The organism is Streptomyces sp. cf386 (genome assembly GCF_900103585.1).
In the GTDB taxonomy this organism is placed as follows: domain Bacteria; phylum Actinomycetota; class Actinomycetes; order Streptomycetales; family Streptomycetaceae; genus Streptomyces.
The window spans coordinates 820,795-842,297 of sequence record NZ_FNHV01000001.1; the positions used below are offsets into that span (position 1 = coordinate 820,795).

The window sequence follows — 21,503 nt, forward strand, 5'->3', positions numbered from 1 at the left end:
CGATCCAGGGCAGGCGGCTCCGTAGGGAACCGGGCCGGTCCCGGCGCGGCACCGGCCCGGCGACGGGTCAGCCCAGGTCCGGGATCCGCCAGTCGATCGACTCGTGCCCCTGCTGGGACACCGCCTCGTCGATCTGCGTGAACGGGCGGGAGCCGAAGAACTTCTTCGCCGACAGCGGGGAGGGGTGCGCTCCCTTGACCACCACGTGCCGCGACTCGTCAATGAGCGGGAGCTTCTTCTGGGCGTAGTTGCCCCACAGCACGAACACCGCGGGGTCGGGCCGGTCGGCCACGGCCCGGATCACGGCGTCGGTGAACTTCTCCCAGCCCTTGCCCTTGTGCGAGTTCGCCTCGCCGCTGCGGACCGTCAGCACCGCGTTGAGCAGCAGGACGCCCTGCTCGGCCCACGGCATGAGATAGCCGTTGTCCGGGACGGGGTGGCCGAGCTCCTCCTTCATCTCCTTGTAGATGTTGCGCAGCGAGGGCGGCGTCTTCACTCCGGGACGGACCGAGAAGCACAGGCCGTGGCCCTGGCCCTCGCCGTGATACGGGTCCTGGCCGAGGATGAGGACCTTCACCCGGTCGTACGGCGTCGCCTCGAGCGCGGCGAAGACCTCCTCGCGCGGAGGGTAGACGGGACCCTTCGCCCGCTCCTCCTCAACGAACTCCGTCAGCTCCTTGAAGTAGGGCTGCTGCAGTTCGTCGCCCAGAACCCCGCGCCAGGACTCGGGCAGCATGGCGATGTCGGTCACGTCAACTTCCTCCGGTGTGCGCTCACTTCAGGGCCGCACCATGTGCGCCCCGCGGACGGCCGCGCCGGAGCGCGGCCCCCTTCCGAGCACAGAACCTACAGGCGCCCACTGACAATCGCGCTACCAGCTGGTCTTCCGGGACAGCGTCCACATCGTCATCATCGTCGCGACGTCGATGGACTGCTCCGCGCCGGAGATCTCCTCGCTCGCGGCCACGAACTGCTTGCCCTGCCACAGCGGCAGAAGTCGCGCGTCCTCCACGACGATCTGCTGGGCCTCCTCGAACTCCTTGGCCACGGCGCCGCGGTCGCTCTTGCGGCGCGACTCGGGCAGCAGCGTCTCGGTGATCTTGGGCGCCACGTAGGGAGTGCCGAGTGCGTTCTCCCGGCCCACGAAGGGCGCGACGAAGTTGTCGGCGTCGGCGAAGTCAGGGAACCAACCACGCCCGAACACCGGGTATTCGCCGTTCTGGTAGCCCTGCACGTACGTCTTCCAGGGGCGGCTCTTGAGGGTGACGGTGAACAGGCCGGACTCCTCCAGCTGCCGCTTGAGCTCCTCGAACGCGGGCTTGGTCTGCGAGCCGTAACGGTCGCTGGTGTACCAGAGCTGGAGCGGGACGGGATCGGTGATGCCCGCCTCGGTGAGGATCTTCTTGGCCTTGTCGGGGTTGGGGTTCCCGAAGCTGTCGAAGAAGCTCGTGGTGTGGCCGACCAGACCCCGGGGGATCATGGAGTACAGCGGTTCGACGGTGTCCTTGTAGACCTTGTGGGCGAGCGACGGTCGGTCGATGACCTGGGCGATCGCCTTGCGGACCTCGGGCCTTCTGGCCCATGGGTCCTTGGGGTTGAACACCAGGTAACTGATCTCGGTCGTGGAGTTCTCGATGAGCTGGAGCCCCTCGTCCTTGCCGTTCGCCTGGATGTCCACGGTTTCGGAGGCGGGCAGTCCGCGGTAGATGACGTCGATCTGCTTGTCCTTCAGCGCGTCGACCATCGCGGACGACTGCTTGAAGTAGCGGATGGTGACGCCGTTGTTCTTGCGGTCCGCGATTCCCTTGTAGGTGTCGTTGCTGACGAGCTCGGCCTGCTCGCCGTCCTCGTAGGAGGAGAGGTTGTACGGCCCCGAGCCACCGATCTTTCCGTCCTCGCGGAGCTTGTCCGCGGCGTACTCGTCGGGGTTCACGATGGACATCGCGGGCGTGGACAGCACGAACGGGAAGGTGGCGTCGGGCTCGTTGAGGTGGAACACGACCTCTCGGTCGCCCTTCACCTGGACCCGGGAGAGGCTCCCCAGCAGTCCCGCGGGGCCGCCGTTGACCTTGATCTTCTTGATCCGGTCGATGGAGTACTTGACGGCCTGAGCGTCCAGCTCGCGTCCGTCGGAGAACGTCAGACCCTCGCGCAGCGTGCAGCTGTACACCATGGTCGAGGTGTCCGTGAACCTGCAGCTCTCGGCAGCGTCGGGCTCGGGCTCGGACGCGCCGGGGTTGTAGTTCAACAGAGTCTGGAAGACATTGCGGAACAGCTCCCAGGAACTGTCCCAGGCGGCCGCCGGATCCAGCGTGCTCGGGGCACTGGTCGTCCCCACAACGATCGGACTCTCACTTTCGGACGAGTCCGAGGAGAAGACACCACATCCCGCGACCATGCCTATGGCCGTGACCGCCGCCAGCTGGCGGAGGTATCTGTCCCGCTTGAACACGCGCACCATCCTCGATCGGGCATATCACAAGGGTGGGCAGACCATACCGCAGTGTTCGGCCGCTTGGACCTCCGCCCTGGCAAGCCCTTGATCAGCGCGTATGTCGGTGGCAGGAAACAACGGTGCTCTTCCTTTGCGCGCCCCGCAAGGTGGGCGCCCGCGCGACTGTAGACCTCGCCGCACAGGCGCCCACCGCCGTCGTCAGCCGACGCCGGCGTTGAGGAAGATGCCGCCGTCGACGACGAGCGTCTGCCCGGTGACCCAGTCGGACTGGTCCGAGGTGAGGAACGCGGCGGCGCCGCCGATGTCGGAGGGCACGCCGAGCCGGGCCAGCGGGTAGGCCGCGGCCGCCTCCTCCTCCCGGCCCTCGTACAGGGCCTGCGCGAACTTGGTCTTCACCACGGCCGGCGCGATGGCGTTGACCCGCACCTTGGGCGCGAACTCGTGCGCCATCTGCTGGGTGAGGTTGATCATCGCGGCCTTGCTGACGCCGTAGGCGGCGATGAACGGCGAGGGCGCGATACCCGCGACGGAGGCGATGTTGACGATCGCGCCGCCGTTGTCCTTCTGCCAGGCGTGCCAGGTCTTCTGCGCGAAGCCGAGCGCCGAGATCACGTTGGTCTCGAAGACCTTGCGTGCCACACCCAGGTCGAGGTCGGCGAGCGGCCCGAACACCGGGTTGGTGCCGGCGTTGTTGACCAGGTAGTCGACCCGGCCGAAGGCCTCCATGGCGCGCTCGACGGCGACGGCCTGGTGGGCCTCGTCGTGCGCCTTGCCGGCCACGTAGATCGCGCGCTCGGCGCCGAGCTGCTCGACGGCCTCCTTGAGGGCGTCCTCGGTGCGGCCGGTGATGACGACGCGGTCACCGCGCGCGACGAGCGCCTCGGCGACGCCGTAGCCGATGCCGCGGCTGGCGCCCGTGACGAGGGCGACCTTGCCGGAGAGTTCAGGCAGTGCAGTCATGTCCGTGTTCTCCCTGATCCCTAGTCGAGCGGTCCGCCGGCCACGTACAGCACCTGGCCGGAGACGAAGCCGGCCGCCTCGCCGGTGAAGAAGGCGATGGCGTTGGCGATGTCCTCGGGCTCTCCGACGCGCGCGACCGGGATCTGGGTGGCGGCGGCGGCCTTGAAGTCCTCGAAGCCCATGCCCACGCGGTCGGCGGTGGCCTTGGTCATCTCGGTGGCGATGAAGCCGGGGGCGACGGAGTTGGCGGTGACGCCGAACTTGCCGAGCTCCTTGGCGAGGGTCTTGGTGAAGCCCTGCAGACCGGCCTTGGCGGCGGAGTAGTTGACCTGGCCGCGGTTGCCGAGCGCGGAGGACGAGGAGAGGTTGACGATGCGGCCGAAGCCCGCGTCCACCATGTGCTTCTGACACGCCTTGGACATCAGGAAGGCGCCGCGCAGGTGGACGTTCATGACGGTGTCCCAGTCGGAGACACTCATCTTGAACAGCAGGTTGTCGCGCAGCACGCCCGCGTTGTTCACCAGGATGGTCGGGGCGCCGAGCTCCTCGGCGATCCGCGCGACGGCCGCCTCGACCTGTGCCTCGTCGGAGACGTCGCAGCCGACCGCGAGGGCCTTGCCGCCGGCCGCGGTGATCTTCTCGACGGTGTCCTTGCAGGCCGCCTCGTCGAGGTCGATCACGGCGACCGCGCGGCCCTCTGCGGCCAGTCGTACGGCGGTGGCGGCGCCGATGCCGCGCGCTCCGCCGGTGACCACGGCGACCCGCTGCTCAGTGGTGGACATGGATGGACTCTCCTCGGGTGAGCGACCGCTTAGTACCTTCGATGGACGTGACGCTAGAAGTCCTGGCACGCGGTGTCAACGGTGACCGCGCGCATGTGATCCATTACCTGATCCGTCACTTCACCAACCGGTCCAGCAGCCGTGCCGTCTCGGCCGCCGGATCGGACGTGAATCCGGTGTGCACGGGTCCCGGCTGCACGACCGTCGAGCGGGGGGCGATCAGCCAGCGGAAGCGCCGCCCTGCGTCGTCGCCGGCCGCCTGCCCCGCCGCCTCACCGCCCCCGCAGACGCTCTCGACGGCCCCGAGGGCGGCCCTGACTCCGGCCACGTCCGCGTCGGGGTCGAGGGCGAGCAGCCGCGCCTCGTCGAGGTGGGTGCGGGCGCCGACGTAGCCCCGGGCCCGGCAGTACACCAGCACGCCCGCGTTGATGCACTCGCCGCGTTCGACGCGGGGTACGACGCGCAGGAGGGCGTACTCGAAGACGTCCCGGTCGCTCGACTCACCGCCCCGGATGATGTGGCGTTCGACCACATGGCCGGCCATATGGATGTGGCGCTCGCTCACTTGCTCTCCTCGATTCCGGTGACGCGCTCATGGACGCCGGCCGCGCGGGCGAGCAAGGGCCGCGCATAGGCCCGCCGGAGGTCATCGGGTGTGTCGAAGCCCGGTTCACCGGCCAGCCAGGCATCGGGGATCGCGGCGGTCACCTCGGCGAGCACTTCCTCGGTGATCAACGGCGCCAACTCGGCTGCGGCGCCCCGCACTTCGGGCGCGAAGGAGGCGAGGGCGTGGTCGGAGGCGTCGTACGGGCGGGCCGCCGATGCCTCTGCCCCGGGCCAGTTGTGGTGCCAGATCATGGTCGCGCCATGGTCGATGAGCCACAGCTCGCCCTGCCACATCAGCAGGTTGGGGTTGCGCCAGGAGCGGTCGACGTTGTTCACCAGGGCGTCGAACCAGACGATCCGGCCCGCTTCTTCCGGGCTCACCTCGAAGGCGAGGGGATCGAAGCCGAGTGCGCCGGAGAGGAAGTCCATCCCGAGGTTGGTGCCGCCGCTGGACCTGAGCAACTCCTGCACCTGCTGGTCGGGTTCGCCGAGCCCCAGCACCGGGTCGAGCTCCACCGTCACCAGCCGGGGCACCCTGAGGCCCAGCCTGCGCGCGAGTTCACCGCAGACGACCTCGGCGACCAGCGTCTTGCGGCCCTGTCCGGCGCCGGTGAATTTCATGACGTACGTACCGTAGTCGTCGGCCTCGACGAGCCCCGGCAGCGAGCCACCCTCACGCAGGGGCGTGATGTAGCGGGTCGCGATGACCTCTTTCAACATGAAGCGAGCATAGTGACCGAGGGTGATGGCGGGCGAGGAGCGCTCCTGGCGCGGATCTCGTACGTGTGAACCAGGTTTTCTTCTCCGGCTCCTCGGAGCCGGAGAACTGGACCCGCGCACAAGCGATTCGCTCTTAGGTTATAGAGCGATCAGGCCGGCTGTCGTCTCCTTGAAGCCGCAGGCATCGAAATAGAACGACCGAAGGTGTTCCTCGAAGTCGACGTGGAGCCATTCGCACTGTGCGGCACGGGCCTCGTGGGCTGCGGTGGCGACCAGCGCGGCGCCGACACCTCTCGCCCGGCGATGCTGTGCGACCACCGTGTCCAGGACGAAGGCATGGACTCCACCGTCCCAGACGACGTTGACGAAGCCGATCAGTGAGCCGTCTTCCCACGCGCAGACCCAGCCGAGACTGTGCCGCTCAAGCCGTTCTCGCCAGTCGGTCAGGGCTACCGGGTGGTCGAAGCCGTCAGCGTGCAGCGCGTTGAGGGCGGCGTTGTCGAAATCGCCCCGCCACTCGTACTTGATCGTCACTCCGCGATCGTAATGTCCGTGCGGCGGGCGGCCCGGCGGGGCGGCGCCTTTGCATCGACAGCAAATCGACAGCTCCGGACAGTGAACCGACAGCTCCGCTTTACCCACCTCTTGGCCGGACCGAGTCAGGATTTCGACAGCGTCTGAACAGCCGGTCCGTACGGACCGTACCTCTCGGCAGATCACGAATGACCGGAAGGAACGTCAGCATGACCAGCGAATCAGTTCAGCCGGTGTCGAAACCCAGTCGCCGTACCGTCGTGGCGGCGGTCGGCGCGGCGGGGCTCGCCGTTGCGCTGACCGCGTGCGGGTCGGACGACGACGCGTCCGGCTCGTCCACCGAACAGGGCGCCGCCGGCGGCGGGGCGACCACCGAAGCGGGCGGGTCGTCGAGCGAGGCCGGCGCCGGCGGTGCGGCGCTCGCGCAGACCGCCGACATCCCGGAGGGCGGTGGCAAGGTCTTCAGCGACGAGAAGGTGGTGGTCTCCCAGCCGACGGCGGGCGACTACAAGGCCTTCTCGACGATCTGCACCCACCGGGACTGTCCGATGACGGACCTCAAGGAGGACACCCTCTCCTGTGCCTGCCACGGGAGCCAGTTCTCCGTCCTCGACGGCAGCGTGAAGAAGGGGCCCGCCACCGAACCACTGGCCGCCAAGGAGATCAGCGTGTCAGGCGACTCGATCACGCTCGCCTGACCCCGCGTGGACGCTTGAAGCAGCTCAGTACCTCGTCCGTGGTCGCGACCGTGGCGACCAATGCGAGGGTGTGGCGGATCATCGCCGGGGTGTAGTCGGAGGGCACCCCGGCGATGGCGTCCCGTGGCACGACCACGACGTACCCCCGGTTCACGGCGTCGAAGACGGCGTTGGGTATCGCCACGTTGGCCGAGACGCCGGTGACGATCAGAGTGCGGCAGCCGAGGTTGCGCAGCAGCGCGTCGACGTCGGTGCCCTGGATCGGGGACAGGCCGTGCAGCCGCCGTACGACGAAGTCCTCCTCGGCGACCTCGATGGGCGCCGCCAACCGCACCGCCGTGCTGCCGGACAACTGCTGGACGGGGAGCCGTTCGGCGGCCCGGAACAGGCGGGCGTTGTGGTTGGCGCCGCGGCCGTCGGGACGGCGTTCGGCGATCGCGTGGATCACCTGGACGCCGCTCTCGTGGGCCGCCGCGACCAGCCGGGCGACGTGGGCGAGGGCACCCGAGGAGCGGGCCTCCCTGGCGAGTTCGGGCAGCGCGCTGTCCGGTCCGACGACGCCCTGCTGGCACTCGACGGTGAGCAGGACGGTGGTCGCGGGGTCGAGGAGTTCGCTGAGTTCGGCGTACGACGGCATGGTTCCCCCTGTGACCGACGGCGGTGTGGGCGGGCGAGCGTAGCCACCATTGCGTGAGGACGGAAGACGACCCATCCTTTTCTGACGTGATGTCAGAGGATCTCTCCTCTGACACGACGTGAGAGAAGAGGGGGCCGCATGACCGTGACTCAGCGCCGGGGCCGGAAGATCATGATGACGCCTGGCGAGCTGGACGAGTTCCTCACCACCCAGCGCACCTGTCGGGTCGCCACGGTGTCCACCGACGGCTTTCCGCATGTCAGCGCCCTGTGGTTCGCCTGGGACGGCATCTCGCTGTGGCTGTACTCGGTCGTCCGCAGCAAGCGGTGGACCGATCTGCGCCGCGATCCGCGGGTGGCGATCGTGATCGACACGGGCGAGGAGTACGAGCAGCTGCGCGGCGTCGAGCTGTCCGGCACCGTCGAGTTCGTGGGCGAGAGTCCGCGCGTCGGCGAGCTGCGGGCCGAACTCGACGTCCCCGAGACGCTGTTCGCCCGCAAGAACTTCGGCCTCGACGAGATGCCGCACGACGGCCGGCACGCGTGGGTGCGGCTGACGCCGGAGAAGATCGTGTCGTGGGACTTCCGGAAGCTGGGGTCCGTATAGGTCCGGGGTCCGTGCAGGTCCGGGGGCCGTAAGGGTCCGGGGGCCGTCAGCCGACCTTCTCGGCCGCCGCCTGGAGCGCCTCCACCGCCGCCCGGATCGACGGGCGGCGGTCGGCGTCCGCGCGCCACACCGCGTAGATGTACCGGTGGACCCGGTGCCGCACGGGCACGGTCCGCACCCCGGGCAGCATCGGGTCGCGGCCCAGCCGGGGCGCGACACAGACACCCAACCCGGCGGCGACCAGCGCGAGTTGGGTGTGGTGCTCCCCCGCGCGATGGGCGATACGCGGCTCGATGCCCTTGGTGCGCAGGGTGTAGAGCAGCCACTCGTGACAGAACTCGCCCTCGGGCCAGGCCACCCACTCGTCGTCCACGAAGTCCTCCAGATCGACCTCGCGCCGGTCGGCGAGCGGGTGTCCCTCGGGCATGGCGATCTCCACGCGGTCGTCGAGGATCGGCGCCTTGGCGAGCCCTTCCGGCATCGGCAGGGGCTTGTTGTACCAGTCGAGGACGACGGCCAGGTCGACGTCGCCGCGGAGCACGGCGTCGACTCCGCGCTCGGGCTCCAGCTCCAGCGAGTGCAGGCGCAACGCCGGATGGTCGGCCCGCAGCATGGCGAGCGCCTGAGGGAACAGCCCCCGCAGCCCGGTGGGGAACGCGGCCAGCCGCAGCTCACCGACCACCTGGCCACGCTGCGCCTCCAGGTCGGACTGAGCCAGCTCGACCTGCGACAGGATGCGCGCGGCATGCTCGGCGAGCAGCCGGCCGGCATCGGTGAGCCGCACACCGCGGCCGTTCTTGGCGAGGAGCTGCTGGCCGACCTCGCGCTCCAGCTTGGACATCTGCTGGGACACGGCGGACGTCGTGATGTGCAGCCCCTCGGCGGCACCGCTGACCGAGCCGTGGCGGGCGAGGGCGTCGAGGGTCCGTAGGCGCTCCAGGTTCAACATATAAGCAATGCTACGAGATATCCCGTGCGAATTCTCGATTGTGCTACGAGATCGTGTACAGCATCGTTGCTGCCATGACCACCGCCACCGCCTCGCGCACCCCGGCCGCAGCGCCTGTCCGACCCCGCCCCCGCGCCCGCCTCGACTGGCGGTTGCGCTTCGCCGCGCTCTCCCTGATCTGGGGCTTCAGCTTCCTGCTCATCAAGGTGGGGACCCATGGCTACGCCCCCTTCCAGGTCACACTCGGGCGGCTGGTGTTCGGTACGGCGGTGCTGGCGGCGGCGATGCTGGTGAAGCGGGAGCGGCTGCCGCGCGGGGTGCGCACGTGGGGGCATCTGGCGGTCGCCGCGTTCCTGCTGAACGCGCTGCCGTTCTCCCTGTTCGCGTACTCCGAGCTGACCATCCCGTCCACGCTGGCGGGTATCTGCAACGCGACCTCGCCGCTGTGGGGCATGGCGCTGTCCCTGGTCGCGCTCTCGGAGGACCGGCCGACGCGGGTGAGGGTGGCCGGGCTCGGTATCGGATTTCTCGGGGTGCTGACGGTGCTGGGGGCGTGGCAGGGGTTCGCCGGGCTGGACGCCACGGGGACGGCGATGGCCTTGCTGGCCTCCTTGAGCTATCCGATCGGGTGGATATACGTCCGGCGGACGCTGGCCGGGTCCGGTGCCTCGCATCTGTCGCTGACCGGGGCGCAGTTGTTGTTGGCGTCGGTTCAACTGGCCGTGGTGACACCCCTGTTCACGTCGTTTCCCGCACGCTGGGAGCTGGTGCCGCTGCTCGCGGTCGTGGCGTTGGGTGCGCTGGGCACCGGGCTCGCCGTGTTGATCCAGTACGGGCTGGTCGCCGAGGTCGGTCCGACGACGGCTCAGATGGTCACGTACTTCATTCCGGTCATCGCCACGGGGGCGGGGGTTGCCTTGCTGGGCGAGTCGTTGAGCTGGTCCACGCCGGTGGGGGCGCTGGTCGTGTTGGCGGGAGCGGCGCTGACCCAGGTGCGGCGGAATAGCGCCTAGTGGGGAGGGGCGGAATGATCGTTCGCGACTGCGGGTGGGTTGTGGCCGGTCGCGCAGTTCCCCGCGCCCCTTACAGGTTGGCTGCCCTTCCCGGAGCTACACATATCTCCTCGCCGGTGCCGGGGCCACCGCCGACGCCACCGCATCCGCCAGCGGGGCTACCTCCTCCGGGCCCAGCGTCGCGATCGTGACCCTGATCCCAGGCGGTGCGCTCATCCGGAAGCGGGCGCCGGGTGCCACCGCCCAGCCGGAGTGGAGGAGGCGGGCCACTGCGGTCGTCTCGTCGGGTACCGGGATCCAGATGTTCAGGCCGCTGCGGCCGTGGGCCTCGACGCCGCGTTCGGTCAGGGCCGTGAGGAGCAGGTCACGGCGGCTGCGGTACGCCTTCGCCACCGCCGTCGGATCCAAGGCGCCGTCGGCCCACAGCCGTACCACGGCCCGCTGCTGCAGGCGGCTGACCCAGCCGGGCCCCAGTCGCTGGCGGCCGCGGACCCGGTCGACCGTGACGGAGTCCCCGGTGAGGACGGCGAGGCGCAGGTCGGGGCCGTAGGCCTTGGCGACCGAGCGGACGAAGGCCCAGGTGGAGGTGGTGCCGGACAGGGAGTGCAGGGGCAGGTCGACGATGCCGTGGCCGTGGTCGTCCTCGATCAGCAGGATCTCCGGGTGCTCGCGAAGTACGGAACGCAGGGCACGCGCGCGCGTGGCGCTCACCGCGGCACCGGTGGGGTTCTGGGCGCGGCAGGTGACGATCAGGGCGCGGGCTCCGGCTTCCAGGGCTCGCCGTACGTCGTCGACCAGCGGCCCTTCGTCGTCGACGGCGACCGGAGCGGTGCGCAGCCCGAGCGCGGGGATCATGTCGAGGAGGCTGCCCCAGCCGGGGTCCTCGACGGCGACGGTGTCTCCCGGCTTGAGGTGGGCCGCGAGTACCCGCTCGATGGCGTCGAGCGAACCGGAGGCGACGGCCAGGGGACCTTCCGGCACTCTCTCGGCGGCCAGCTCGGCCCGCGCCATCCGTGCCAGCTCCGGCTCCACGGGGTCCGCGCCGTACAGCACCGGTTCCCGGTCGCCCTGTTCGGCCGCGGCCGCGAAGGCCTTCGCGAGGGAGGGCAGCAGCGCCGGGTCGGGGTTGCCGTTCGCGACGTCACGTACACCCTCGGGCGCGACCACCCGGGCGTGCTCGCGCCCGGTCGTGGCCGGCCTGGGCCGCACCCGGCTGCCCCGGCGGCCCGCGGTCTCGATCACTCCGCGTTCACGCAGGGTGCGATACGCGGCGGCGACCGTGTTCGGGTTCACCCCCAGCTCTACCGCCAACTCCCGCATGGGCGGGAGGAGTTGACCGGGGGCCAGGTCACCCGCACCCACCGCGCGCTCGACGCTCGCCGCAATCTCCGCTGCGCGTCGCCCTTCGATCCGATATCCTCCTAGCACAAACACGATTATGCACTAGTGCAATGGAGAACGCAATGCAGGGGACCCCGCAGCCGACGTCGCCGCCCGCCGCCTACACGCCGACCGACCGCACCGTCCCCACGCGCTCACCGGACCGGGCGTCGTACGACAAGGAACTGGTGCACGCGATACTCGACGAGGCCTACGTCTGCCATCTCGGGTTCGTGCGCGACGGCGCGCCGGTCGTGCTGCCCACGCTGTTCGGCAGGGTCGGCGAGACGCTCTACGTCCACGGCTCGACGGGCTCGCGCCCGCTGCGGATGACCGGCAAGGCCGACCCGGGGCTGCCGGTGTGTCTGACGGTCACGCACGTCGACGCGCTGATCCTGGCCCGCTCGGCCTTCCACCACTCGATCAACTACCGGTCGGTGGTGGTGCACGGCATGGCGTACGACGTGACGGACCCCGAGGAGAAGCGGGTCGCTCTCGACGCGCTGGTCGACCATGTGGTGCCGGGCCGGGCGGCCGACTCCCGCCCGGCCAACAAGAAGGAACTGGCCGCGACCGCCGTGATCCGCCTCGACCTGACCGAGGTCTCCGCCAAGCTGCGCACCGGCGGTGTGAACGACGAGCCCGAGGACCTCGCCCTCCCCCACTGGGCCGGCGTCGTCCCCCTGCGCAAGGGCTACGAGGCACCGGTCGGGGACCCGGACCTGGCCCCCGGCACGCAGCTCCCCGACTACCTCGGAGCCCTGTGATGCTGATCCACCCCTGGGACGCGCCCCGCGACGACGCCGAGTGGCAGCGGTGGCTGGCCGTCCACGACTTCGGGCAGCTCGTCGTCAACGGCCTGGACGGGGAGCCGCCCCATGTCCAGCCGCTGCACTTCGTGTACGACGCCGAGCGCGGCGAGGCTCTCACGCATCTGGCCCGGCCCAACCCGATGTGGCCGGCGCTGCTGGCGAACCCCGAGGTCGTGCTGAGCGTGGTCGACGACTACGTGTACGTACCGGGTCCCTGGCAGGCGGCACCGGAGGAACCGTCCGAGCACGGCACTCCGACCAGCTTCTACGCCGCCGTCCAACTCCGGTGCCGGGCCCATGTCGTGGACGACCCGGCCGAGAAGGCAGAGCTGCTCAACCGCCAGGTCGGCCACTTCCAGCCGGAAGGCGGCACGGCACAGGTCGCGGTGGGCGAGGTGCCGTACGGCCGCCTGCTGTCCGGGCTGCGCGGGGTGCGGCTCGAAGTGACGGGCGTACGGGCCAAGTTCAAGTACGCCAATCACCGGACCGAAGAGGTCAAGGACAGGGTCGCGGCCCGTCTGGCGCAACGGAACGGTCCGCGGGACGCGGCGGCCCGCGACCACCTGCTCCGTCGGCGCACGGGCTGAGCGAGGGGCCCGTCACCCGTGCGGTGCGGGCCCCTCGATGTCAGGCCGTCAGCGGCTCGCGCCGCGCCCCGCGCGTCTCCGCCACCGCGAGACCCGCGACCGACCCGAGCATCAGCAAGGTGCCGGCGACGGTCGGCGCCGTCAGGTGTTCGCCGAGCAGGACGACGGCGAGCACCGCCGCGCTGACCGGCTCCAGCAGCATGATCACGGACACGGTGGCGGACCGTACGGCCGCCGCGCCCGCGAAGTAGAGGGCGTACGCGAGGGCCGTGGGCACGGCCGCGATGTACGCCACCAGCCAGCCGAGCCGGACGGGGTCGACCGTGTGCGGCAGGAGCCCCTCGACGAGGGCGAACGGCAGCAGGCTCAGGCTGGTGACCGCGAAGGCCCAGACGGACGTGGCGGCGGCGCCGGCCCCGCCGTCCCGGCCCCACTTGCGGGTCAGCAGGGTCATCACGGAGTACGCCGCCGCCGACACCAGCGCGAGCAGCACCCCCCACGGGCGTACGGCCGCACCCTCGTCGCCGAGCGCGAGCACCGCGAGCCCGGTGAGCGCGCCGGCCACCGCCGCGACGCCCCCGCGGCCGAGCCGCTCCCCCAGGGTCAGCCGGGCGCCGAGCGCGATGAACACGGGACCGGCGCCGAGGGCGACGACGGTGCCCACGGCGAGTCCGGTGGCGTCCACGGCCGCGAAGTAGGCCGTCTGGAAGACCGCGAGCCCGAGACCAGTCGCTCCGGCCCGCCACATCTTGCGGCCGAGGGGCTCGGAGGCGGCGGTCCGCGTGCGCGGACGCAGGAGCTGGACGGCGAGCAGGAGCACGAAGCCGACGGCGCAGCGCCAGAAGGAGAGGGCGATCGGCCCCATGTCGCTGGTCCGGTAGACCAGTGAGGCGGCCGCGCCGGCGGTGCCCCAGGCGGCACCGGCGATGATCAGGTAGATGAGGCCTCGCCCGATGGGCAGGCCGGAGACAGAGGTGTTCGACACGAGTTGTTCTCCGCAGACATGCAGAAGTTCTGGGAGGAGCCCGGCTCAGCGGGATCCGTGGACTTCGTCTGCGGGCAGCACCGTTCCGCCCGGTGAAACGCCGGGCCGATGTTCCGGAGGGCCCGCCTCAGGCGGCCGGAGGCGGAAGAACGAGTGTCGAAGGCATGACGGCGAGCCTAGGCGACGTTTCCGCGGGCGGACAACTCGCGCTCGGGACCGCCGCTGGCCACCGGGTCGGCCGGGCTCTTGGCGGGGGCGGACGACTGCGCGATGAACGCCCCGCAGAGGACGACCGCCCCGCCGACGATCTGCGGCGCCGAGAGGTGCTCGCCGAGCAGGAACCAGGCGAGGACGGTCGCGATGACCGCCTCGAGACAGGCCACGACTCCGGCGACCTGCGGCGAGAGCCGTCGTACCGAGACCACGCCGGTGACGTACGCGATCACCGTCGCGACGAGCACGATCCAGGCCAGCAGAGCAACGGCCGCGACCGGGGTGCCGTTCATGTCGGCGGTGTTCGCGAGCAGCGACCAGTCCAGGTTCCAGGGGCGGGCTACGACGGTCAGGACGGCGGCGCCGACGAGCAGGCCGTACGCGATGACGCCGAGCGGGTCGGGGGCGGCCTCGCCGGAGTCGCTGCCCTGGTCGGACAGGACGAAGTAGCCGACCTGGCAGCAGGCGGCGCCGAGCGCGAGGAGCAGTCCGAGGGCGTCGAAGCTCAGGCCCGACCAGACCTCGACGACACAGGCGAGGCCGCCGACCGCGAGGACCACGCCGACGGCGGCGGCACGCGTCACCGGCCGCCGCTGCACGAACCGCACCCAGCCGAGGACGAGGGCGGGCGCCAGGTACTCGACGAGCAGCGCGACGCCCACCGGGATCCGGGATATCGAGGCGAAGTAGAACGCCTGCACACCGGCCACACCGAGCAGCCCGAACCCGGCGAGCAGCGCCGGGCGGCTACGCAGCAGGTCGCGGTGGCGCACGGCGAGCGGCAGCATCACGAGGGCGGCGCCGGCCACGCGCAGCCACACCACGTGCAGCGGGTCGAGCCCCGCCTCGATCAGCGGCTTGGCCGCGACTCCGGACCCTCCGAAGGCGACCGCGGAACCGATCGCCAGACCGAGCCCGACGCCCTTGCCGCGGCCGGCCTGACTGCTCTCATACGTACGCACGGGCACATGATGACAGGCGACGACAGGAGCGTCATCCCTGATGGCACCTGTCTCACCGAGTGGACGGGCGGGGTTCGGCGCCTAACGGGCGGTGTCGCCGGCCACGTACTCGTCACGCCGCTCGTCGATCCGGGCGCGCAGCACGTTCGCGTCGATGCCGGCGCGGTCGAGCACCTCGACGGCGCGCGCATGCGGGTCCAGCACGATCGCCGCGAGCAGGTCGATACCGCGGGCCTGGGTGTCGCCGCGCCGGGCGGCGTAGAGGCGGGCGTGTTCCATGGCGCTCGCGGCCAGCGGGGAGAAGCCCTCGCCGTCCCTCACGACGGGTACGGCGCCGGAGTCCTCGACGGTGCCCTGCCAGCGCAGGCCGTAGCCGATGGTGCGCTGCACGAGGTAGCCGAGCAGACGGGCGATCTGGGGGCCGTCACCGAAGACGGCGTACACGTCCGGGTCGTGCTCCAGCAGCGAGTGCAGCAGGTGGGCCGTGTCGATCTGCCGGTCCCCGTCCCTGACCGCCCGGCGACGGGCACCGGAGACCACCGCTGCCAGCTCGTCGCTGAGCCTGGCATCGTCCGCCGGGGCGTCCGGGAGCCGGCGGTCCGGCTCCTGGGCCGACTGCCGGGGAATACGGGGTTGCACATCCCCTACCCCATCAGCCCCTTCGCGCCAGGTCATCCCCGAGAGGAAGCATTTTCGCGTCCCACACAGAGTGGACTCGGCCGACCGGAATCTCCTCCTTACGGATGAGATCACACCGAGCTACGCCAAGGGGCGCGCGCCCCCTTGAAGTGCGCCTCGTGCGCAACCGTGGCGCTGCGGCGCACGTCCCACAGAGAGATGGAGAGCAGGTGCTGGCTGGTGGCCTTACCGGCCGTGGACGGCAGACAGTACGTCTACCGGGTGTACGCCCCGGAGGACGCCCTGCTCGCCGACCTGTTCTGGGAGGCGTGGCACTGCCACGACGAGAGCGCGTTGCCTCGGGCGTGGGATGTGTTCGACGCGGCGGCGATACGGCGGGTGGGCTGAGTCCGCGGGGCGGGCCCATGTCTCCACAATTTCTGACGGTTCATCAGTATTGAATGTTCCACGCCCCACGGCTACGTTCCGCGACACCGTAGCCCGAGACGAAGGGGTGGTCGCATGGCCGAAGTCAGCGCGGAGGCACACATCGAGGCACCGGCCGAGAAGGTCTGGGCACAGCTGACCGACTGGTCGGCGTACGGGCAGTGGAACGCGACCCACACCAGCTTCCCCGGTGGCGGCCCCACGGCCCTCGAAGCGGGTGGGACCTTCCAGGAGAACATGAAGCTGATGGGGTTCCCGGCCGAGGTCGAGTGGACCATCGAGGAACTGGAGCCGGCGCGAGTGCTCGCGATACGCGGCAAGGGCCCGATGGCCGTGACCGTGGCCACGCGCTACACGCTCACCCCCGATGGCGACGGCGCCGCCACGACCGTACGCATCGACGGGGAGTTCACCGGGGCGGCGGTGTCACTGATGGCGGGCAAGCTCAAGGACTCGGCCACCGCGGCGTTGAACGAGTCGCTGCGCAAGCTGGCGGGGTTGGTGACCTGACCGGCCGCGCGACACCGGCGAAGGCGCCCCGCGGAACGTTCTGCGGGGCGCCTTCACTTACGGCGGGGAGGCCGCCGGTGCCGCTCAGTCCTCGTCGGCGAGGATCAGGTACAGCTTCTTGCGGGCGTCGTTGATGACGGCCAGCGCCTTGTCGCGCTGGTCCTTGCTGCCCGTCTTCCAGACCTGCCCGAAGGCCTCCATCAGACCGAAGCCGGCCTGGCGGATCTCACCGAGGGCCTCCCAGTCGACACCGCGGGAGGCTTCCTCCCAGGGCGCCTCGGGACCCGCCTCGGCCGCCTCACGGCCCGCCTCGGTGAGCGAGAAGAGCTTCTTGCCGCCCTCGCTCTCACTGGCGATCAGGCCCTCGTCCTCCAGCAGCTGGAGGGTGGGGTACACCGAGCCGGGGCTGGGCTTCCACGCCCCGCCGCTGCGCTCGGCAATCTCCTGGATCATCTCGTAGCCGTGCATGGGGCGGTCCTTCAGCAGGGCGAGGATCGATGCCCGTACGTCACCGCGCCGCGCCCTCCCTCGCGGTCCGCCCCGCCCCCTGGGCCCCCAAGGGCCGGGCCCGCCGAAACCAGGCCCACCGAATCCGGGGCCACCGCCCGGCCCGAAGGGCCCGAAGGCACCACGAAGCCCCTCGAAGCCGCCTCGGCCCTGGTGACCGTGCCCACCGTGTCCACGCTCGTATCCATGGGAACGCATCGCAATCACTCCATCCATCGTTGATCTGTCGCGATGCGTCAACGATATATCGGAACAGTTCGGATGGCAAGGGTCGGGATGCTCGCCGTATGTGATCTACTGCCGGCCGTGCCCCTGCTGCTGATTGACCTCGACAACACCCTGGTCGACCGGGATGCGGCGTTCCGTCGTGCCGTTTCCGATTTCCTCGCCGAGCACGGTCTGCCCGCCTCCGACCTCTCGTGGGTGATGGACAGGGATGCCAGTGGCTACGCCGCGCGCCGTGAACTCGCCGCAGCGCTCACCGGCCGGTATGGGAGCGCGGTGTCGACCAGCGCCGTACGGGACCTTCTCGACACCGGCGTCGCCCGACACGTCGTCCTGGCGCACGACACCAGAGAGGCTCTGGGCCTTGCCCAGGCGGACGGCTGGACCTGTGTGATCGTCACCAACGGCCGCACCGCCCAGCAGGAAGCGAAGATCCGCAGCACCGGACTCGACCGACTCGTCCAGGGCTGGGCGGTCTCCGAAGCCGTCGGCAGCAAGAAGCCCGAGCCGGACATCTTCCGCGCGGCAGCGGCGCGCGTCGGTGCCCCGCTGGCCGACGCATGGATCATCGGCGATTCACCGCAGGCCGATATCGCGGGCGCCAACGCGCTCGGGCTGCGCAGCGTGTGGGTGGCCGACGGGCGGCCCTGGACGCAGGACTCCTATCGGCCCACGCACACGGCTCACGACGTCGCCTCCGCGATCCACCTCGCCATCGGCACACCGTCATAGGGCCCCCGAAAACGGTCCAGCACCCCCGAATTGGCCTTGGCCGCCCCCTCCCCGCACCCCCTAGCGTCAGCGCCATGCGGATTCGAATCGTCGATGCCTTCACCGACCGTCCCTTCTCCGGCAACCCGGCCGGGGTCCTGCTTCTCGACGGCTTCCCGGAGGACGACTGGCTGCAGAACGTGGCCATGGAGGTCAATCACGCCGAGACGGCGTTCGCGCATCGGCTGGCCGAGGGCGGGGAGGCCGACTGGGCGCTGCGGTGGTTCACTCCCGTCGCCGAGGTGGCGATGTGCGGGCACGCCACGCTCGCCACGGCCCACGTGCTGCACGGCACCGGCGCCCACGAGGGACCCGTACGGTTCGCCACCCTCAGTGGGGTGCTCGTCGCCACGCCCCGCGAGGACGGGTCGATCACGCTCGACTTCCCGACCGCCCCGCTCACCCCGGTCGAGATCCCGGACGGGGTCGCGCGGGCACTGGGCGCCGAGCCGCTCACCGCTGTCGACACCGGCCCGAACGTCGGCGACCTGCTCCTCGAACTCGCCGACGAGAAGGCCGTGCACGCCCTCGCCCCGGACCTCAAGGCACTCGGCGCCCACTCCCGGCGCGGCATCATCGCCACCGCCCGCGCGGAGGACCCCACCCGGGGCTACGACTTCGTCTCCCGCTGCTTCTTCCCGAACTTCGGCATCGACGAGGACCCGGTCACCGGCAGCGCCCACACGGCCCTCGCCCCGTTCTGGTCCGAACGCCTCGGCCGGACCGAACTCACCGGCCTGCAGGCCTCCCGTCGCTCCGGCCGCGTCCGCACGGAACTGCGCGGTGACCGCACGCTGCTGAGCGGCCGCGCGGTCACCGTCATCGAAGGGGAGTTGATCGCCTAGGCAGGCACCGGAGCATGACCGAGGGGGCGTACGAGACCTTCGTACGCCCCCTCGAAGACGTTCACGCCGTCGGCAGCCACCCCACCTTCCCGGCCAGCAGCGCATACCCCACGAACGCCCCTATGTCGAGCAGGGAATGCGCGACCACCAGCGGGCCCACCCGCCCCCAGCGCCGGTACAGGTACACGAACACCACGCCCATCGCCATGTTGCCGATGAAGCCGCCGATGCCCTGGTAGAGGTGGTACGAGCCGCGCAGTACGGAACTGGCCACCAGCGCGGTGCCGGGTGTCCAGCCCAACTGGCCGAGGCGGCGCAGCAGATAGCCGACGACGATGACCTCTTCGAGGATCGCGTTCTGCATCGCCGAGAGGATCAGCACCGGGTACTTCCACCACACGTCGGGCAGCGCCTCGGGCACCACGGTGAGGTTGAAGCCGAGCCCACGAGCGGCCAGGTAGAAGGCGATTCCGGTGCTGCCGATCACCGCCGCGATCGCCGCGCCGCGGCCGAGGTCGGGCCAGGGCCGGGTCCGGTCGAAGCCGAGGGTGCGCAGGCTCTGCCCCTCGCGCAGCAGGAAGTGCGCGACGAGCGCGACGGGCACCAGCGCGGTGGTGATCCCGAAGAGCTGCCAGGCGAGATCCAGCCAGGGACGGCCGGGCGCGGCCGAGGCGTTGAGGGTGGCCGCCTGGTCCTTGAGCCCTCCGGGCTTGGTGACCGACCCGACAAAACTGATCAGGGCGGACACACCGCTCGCACCGAGCGAGAGCGCCAGAACGAGCAGCGTCTCATCACGGAAGATCCGTCGCGAGAGTCGCTCGTGCGGAAAAGAATCGGCCACGGGGCCTGCCTCGCCCTGCACACGTGCCTCCAGTCGCACCACCGTCACGGGACGTCACAGCTTGCCCGATCAGTATGGGGCGGGCATCGGCGACCCCCATCGAGGCGACCCCGGGCGACCGGCCCTCACCCCAACGGCACCGGCTCCAGCAAGCCCACCGGCCACGTGTGCACCGGATCCCCGCGATGCATCAGCTCCCGGTACCGCCGCGTCGTCGCCGCCAGTGCCGCCTCCCGGGTCATCCCGGTCTCCCGTGCTCGATGGAACGTGGCCGCCTGCCAGGACGCGCCGTTCATGCGTCGTCGGCACCGCTCCTCGATGACACCCAGGTAGAGATCCCGGTCGGCCGGCTCCACTCCCCAAGCGTCCAGGCCGACCTCGGCCAGCGGCAGCAGTTCGTCGCGTACGAGGCTCACCGCATCGATCTCGGTGGTCCCGCCGTACCGCCCCCGCCGGGGCCAGCGCAGCCGGGCGTCGATGCCGTGCTCGCAGGCCGCGTCGAAGTTGGCGGCCGCCGCCTCGAAGGGCAGCCGGGTCCACACGGGCCGCGACTCCTCGGCGAGGGCGCGGACGACGCCGTAGTAGAAGGCCGCATTGGCGATGACGTCGGTGACGGTGGGCCCGGCGGGCAGCACGCGGTTCTCCACGCGCAGGTGCGGGACGCCGTCGGCGATGCCGTAGACCGGGCGGTTCCAGCGGTACACGGTGCCGTTGTGCAGCACGAGTTCGGCGAGCGTCGGTGTGCCGCCCGCGTCCAGGACCGCCAGCGGGTCCTCGTCGTCGCAGATCGGCAGCAGGGCGGGGTAGTAGCGCAGGTTCTCCTCGAAGAGGTCGTACGCCGAGGTGACCCACCGCTCCCCGAACCAGGTGCGCGGCCGCACGCCCTGGGCCTGGAGCTCGGGCGGGCGGGTGTCGGTGGACTGCTGGAACAGCGGTGGGCGGGACTCCCGCCACAGCTCACGCCCGAAGAGGAAGGGCGAGTTGGCGCCCACGGCGACCTGGGCGGCGGCGACCGCCTGCGCCGCGTTCCACACGTCGGCGAAGCGGCCCGGGGTGACCTGGAGGTGCAGTTGGACGGAGGTGCAGGCGGCCTCGGGGGCTATGGACTTCGATGTGCAGGTCAGGCGCTCCACGCCGTCGATGTCGAGCAGGAAGTCCTCGCCGCGGGCGGCCACGATCTGCTCGTTGAGCAGGGCGTAGCGGTCGACGGCGGAGAGGTTCGAGGAGACCAGGTCGTCCCGGTCGAGGGTCGGCAGAATGCCGATCATCACGATTCCCGCGTCGAGCTCGCCGGCTTTCCGGTCGGCATATGCCAATGACGTACGGAGTTCCTCGGCGAGCCGATCGAAAACCTGCCCCTGCAACCGGTGTGGGGCTATGTTGACTTCCAGATTGAACATGGCGAGTTCTGTTTGGAAATCGCGACTCGCGATCCGCTCCAGCACCTGCGCATTCAACATTCTCGGCATGCCGTCGGCGCCGGTGAGGTTCAATTCGATCTCCAGCCCCATGAGATTCTTGGGGCGGTCGAACCGCTTCTCCTCCAGCAGCCGCTCCAGGCCCGTCAGACACTGCCGCAGCTTCTCGCGGTAGCGCTGGCGATCGGACAGATCGAACCGACCTGCCACGACCTTCTCCCCCATCGAAGCTTCCCTCCTCGGACGGGCGGGCCCCGGGGCCCGCCCAGCTGGTCCTGGATCCGACCGCCGGCCTCCCGGGTCAGGTGGGATGATGCCCAGCCGAAGCGATCGATAACGTCCCGCGCCGGCCCGGCGCCCGCTAGGCTGTCGGGCGTGACCGGCGGCACATTCACCGGGCATGCGGCACCGCGCAGTTTCGG

At 70.4% G+C, this 21,503-nt stretch carries 25 protein-coding genes; 9 read left to right on the forward strand and 16 right to left on the reverse strand.

The features are described 5' to 3' along the window. Positions 1 to 67 precede the first annotated feature (67 nt). From ung to BLU79_RS03745, 7 genes are all read right to left on the reverse strand, one after another. Positions 68 to 751, reverse strand: coding sequence for a uracil-DNA glycosylase (gene ung, locus BLU79_RS03715; protein WP_093904095.1), 684 nt, complete (start codon positions 749 to 751; stop codon positions 68 to 70). A 120-nt stretch (positions 752 to 871) separates the two neighbouring features. Next, the gene (locus tag BLU79_RS03720; protein WP_093904218.1) at positions 872 to 2,452 is read right to left on the reverse strand and encodes an ABC transporter substrate-binding protein; all 1,581 of its coding nucleotides are present in this window, start codon (positions 2,450 to 2,452) and stop codon (positions 872 to 874) included. A 201-nt stretch (positions 2,453 to 2,653) separates the two neighbouring features. Beyond that, a complete protein-coding gene (locus tag BLU79_RS03725; protein WP_093904096.1) occupies positions 2,654 to 3,415 on the reverse strand; it encodes an SDR family oxidoreductase in 762 nt (253 codons plus the stop codon). Positions 3,416 to 3,435: 20 nt separating this feature from the next. Beyond that, positions 3,436 to 4,197 (reverse strand): 3-oxoacyl-ACP reductase FabG, encoded by a 762-nt coding sequence (fabG, locus tag BLU79_RS03730; RefSeq protein WP_093904097.1) that lies wholly within the window; start codon positions 4,195 to 4,197, stop codon positions 3,436 to 3,438. 115 nt (positions 4,198 to 4,312) lie between these two features. Beyond that, positions 4,313 to 4,762 carry a DUF3037 domain-containing protein gene (locus BLU79_RS03735; protein WP_093904098.1) on the reverse strand — a complete coding sequence of 150 codons (450 nt, stop codon included), beginning with the start codon at positions 4,760 to 4,762 and terminating at the stop codon, positions 4,313 to 4,315. After that, a complete protein-coding gene (locus tag BLU79_RS03740; RefSeq protein WP_093904099.1) occupies positions 4,759 to 5,523 on the reverse strand; it encodes a HipA family kinase in 765 nt (254 codons plus the stop codon). The genes BLU79_RS03735 and BLU79_RS03740 overlap by 4 nt, the downstream gene beginning before the upstream one ends. Before the next feature lie 138 nt (positions 5,524 to 5,661). Then, complete coding sequence (locus BLU79_RS03745) at positions 5,662 to 6,057, reverse strand: GNAT family N-acetyltransferase (protein ID WP_093904100.1); 396 nt, start codon at positions 6,055 to 6,057, stop codon at positions 5,662 to 5,664. Between the two features lie 209 nt (positions 6,058 to 6,266). Here BLU79_RS03745 and BLU79_RS03750 point away from each other — a divergent pair, with 209 nt between their 5' ends. Then, the gene (locus BLU79_RS03750; RefSeq protein ID WP_093904101.1) at positions 6,267 to 6,755 is read left to right on the forward strand and encodes a Rieske (2Fe-2S) protein; all 489 of its coding nucleotides are present in this window, start codon (positions 6,267 to 6,269) and stop codon (positions 6,753 to 6,755) included. On the opposite strand, the gene BLU79_RS03755 is transcribed toward BLU79_RS03750, so the two are convergent. Continuing rightward, complete coding sequence (locus tag BLU79_RS03755) at positions 6,742 to 7,392, reverse strand: cysteine hydrolase family protein (protein WP_093904102.1); 651 nt, start codon at positions 7,390 to 7,392, stop codon at positions 6,742 to 6,744. The genes BLU79_RS03750 and BLU79_RS03755 overlap by 14 nt on opposite strands. A gap of 138 nt (positions 7,393 to 7,530) precedes the next feature. On the opposite strand from BLU79_RS03755, the gene BLU79_RS03760 reads away from it, so the two are divergent. Further along, on the forward strand, positions 7,531 to 7,998 hold the full coding sequence (locus BLU79_RS03760) for a pyridoxamine 5'-phosphate oxidase family protein (RefSeq protein ID WP_093904103.1): 468 nt from the start codon (positions 7,531 to 7,533) through the stop codon (positions 7,996 to 7,998). Between the two features lie 46 nt (positions 7,999 to 8,044). Here the strand turns inward: BLU79_RS03760 and BLU79_RS03765 are convergent, their stop codons facing one another. Further along, a complete protein-coding gene (locus BLU79_RS03765; RefSeq protein WP_093904104.1) occupies positions 8,045 to 8,947 on the reverse strand; it encodes a LysR family transcriptional regulator in 903 nt (300 codons plus the stop codon). Positions 8,948 to 9,021: 74 nt separating this feature from the next. Here BLU79_RS03765 and BLU79_RS03770 point away from each other — a divergent pair, with 74 nt between their 5' ends. Further along, on the forward strand, positions 9,022 to 9,960 hold the full coding sequence (locus tag BLU79_RS03770; RefSeq protein ID WP_371131801.1) for a DMT family transporter: 939 nt from the start codon (positions 9,022 to 9,024) through the stop codon (positions 9,958 to 9,960). A 96-nt stretch (positions 9,961 to 10,056) separates the two neighbouring features. On the opposite strand, the gene BLU79_RS03775 is transcribed toward BLU79_RS03770, so the two are convergent. Beyond that, positions 10,057 to 11,388, reverse strand: coding sequence for an aminotransferase class I/II-fold pyridoxal phosphate-dependent enzyme (locus tag BLU79_RS03775; RefSeq protein WP_093904106.1), 1,332 nt, complete (start codon positions 11,386 to 11,388; stop codon positions 10,057 to 10,059). A gap of 35 nt (positions 11,389 to 11,423) precedes the next feature. Between BLU79_RS03775 and BLU79_RS03780 the strand changes: the two genes are divergently transcribed. Both BLU79_RS03780 and BLU79_RS03785 read left to right on the forward strand, forming a co-directional pair. Continuing rightward, complete coding sequence (locus tag BLU79_RS03780; RefSeq protein ID WP_093904107.1) at positions 11,424 to 12,107, forward strand: pyridoxamine 5'-phosphate oxidase family protein; 684 nt, start codon at positions 11,424 to 11,426, stop codon at positions 12,105 to 12,107. Continuing rightward, positions 12,107 to 12,739: an FMN-binding negative transcriptional regulator gene (locus tag BLU79_RS03785; RefSeq protein ID WP_093904108.1), complete on the forward strand. Its 633-nt coding sequence runs from the start codon at positions 12,107 to 12,109 to the stop codon at positions 12,737 to 12,739. The genes BLU79_RS03780 and BLU79_RS03785 overlap by 1 nt, the downstream gene beginning before the upstream one ends. A 40-nt stretch (positions 12,740 to 12,779) precedes the next feature. On the opposite strand, the gene BLU79_RS03790 is transcribed toward BLU79_RS03785, so the two are convergent. The 3 genes from BLU79_RS03790 to BLU79_RS03800 form a co-directional block, all read right to left on the reverse strand. After that, positions 12,780 to 13,724 (reverse strand): DMT family transporter, encoded by a 945-nt coding sequence (locus BLU79_RS03790; protein WP_093904109.1) that lies wholly within the window; start codon positions 13,722 to 13,724, stop codon positions 12,780 to 12,782. Between the two features lie 176 nt (positions 13,725 to 13,900). Then, positions 13,901 to 14,905, reverse strand: coding sequence for an EamA family transporter (locus BLU79_RS03795; RefSeq protein ID WP_093904110.1), 1,005 nt, complete (start codon positions 14,903 to 14,905; stop codon positions 13,901 to 13,903). 75 nt (positions 14,906 to 14,980) lie between these two features. Beyond that, positions 14,981 to 15,538 carry a Clp protease N-terminal domain-containing protein gene (locus BLU79_RS03800; protein WP_093904111.1) on the reverse strand — a complete coding sequence of 186 codons (558 nt, stop codon included), beginning with the start codon at positions 15,536 to 15,538 and terminating at the stop codon, positions 14,981 to 14,983. A 234-nt stretch (positions 15,539 to 15,772) separates the two neighbouring features. Between BLU79_RS03800 and BLU79_RS03805 the strand changes: the two genes are divergently transcribed. Beyond that, positions 15,773 to 15,925, forward strand: coding sequence for a hypothetical protein (locus BLU79_RS03805; protein ID WP_177000809.1), 153 nt, complete (start codon positions 15,773 to 15,775; stop codon positions 15,923 to 15,925). Positions 15,926 to 16,039: 114 nt separating this feature from the next. Beyond that, on the forward strand, positions 16,040 to 16,474 hold the full coding sequence (locus tag BLU79_RS03810) for a type II toxin-antitoxin system Rv0910 family toxin (protein WP_093904112.1): 435 nt from the start codon (positions 16,040 to 16,042) through the stop codon (positions 16,472 to 16,474). A gap of 84 nt (positions 16,475 to 16,558) precedes the next feature. On the opposite strand, the gene BLU79_RS03815 is transcribed toward BLU79_RS03810, so the two are convergent. Continuing rightward, positions 16,559 to 17,179 (reverse strand): PadR family transcriptional regulator, encoded by a 621-nt coding sequence (locus BLU79_RS03815; RefSeq protein ID WP_093904113.1) that lies wholly within the window; start codon positions 17,177 to 17,179, stop codon positions 16,559 to 16,561. Between the two features lie 108 nt (positions 17,180 to 17,287). On the opposite strand from BLU79_RS03815, the gene BLU79_RS03820 reads away from it, so the two are divergent. Both BLU79_RS03820 and BLU79_RS03825 read left to right on the forward strand, forming a co-directional pair. Continuing rightward, the gene (locus BLU79_RS03820) at positions 17,288 to 17,938 is read left to right on the forward strand and encodes an HAD family hydrolase (RefSeq protein WP_177000855.1); all 651 of its coding nucleotides are present in this window, start codon (positions 17,288 to 17,290) and stop codon (positions 17,936 to 17,938) included. Positions 17,939 to 18,012: 74 nt separating this feature from the next. Continuing rightward, complete coding sequence (locus BLU79_RS03825; protein ID WP_093904115.1) at positions 18,013 to 18,822, forward strand: PhzF family phenazine biosynthesis protein; 810 nt, start codon at positions 18,013 to 18,015, stop codon at positions 18,820 to 18,822. Between the two features lie 61 nt (positions 18,823 to 18,883). On the opposite strand, the gene BLU79_RS03830 is transcribed toward BLU79_RS03825, so the two are convergent. Together BLU79_RS03830 and BLU79_RS03835 are read right to left on the reverse strand one after the other, a co-directional pair. Continuing rightward, positions 18,884 to 19,684 carry a CPBP family intramembrane glutamic endopeptidase gene (locus BLU79_RS03830; RefSeq protein ID WP_093904116.1) on the reverse strand — a complete coding sequence of 267 codons (801 nt, stop codon included), beginning with the start codon at positions 19,682 to 19,684 and terminating at the stop codon, positions 18,884 to 18,886. 104 nt (positions 19,685 to 19,788) lie between these two features. Beyond that, positions 19,789 to 21,306 carry a glutamate-cysteine ligase family protein gene (locus BLU79_RS03835; protein WP_093904117.1) on the reverse strand — a complete coding sequence of 506 codons (1,518 nt, stop codon included), beginning with the start codon at positions 21,304 to 21,306 and terminating at the stop codon, positions 19,789 to 19,791. Between the last annotated feature and the right edge of the window lie 197 nt (positions 21,307 to 21,503).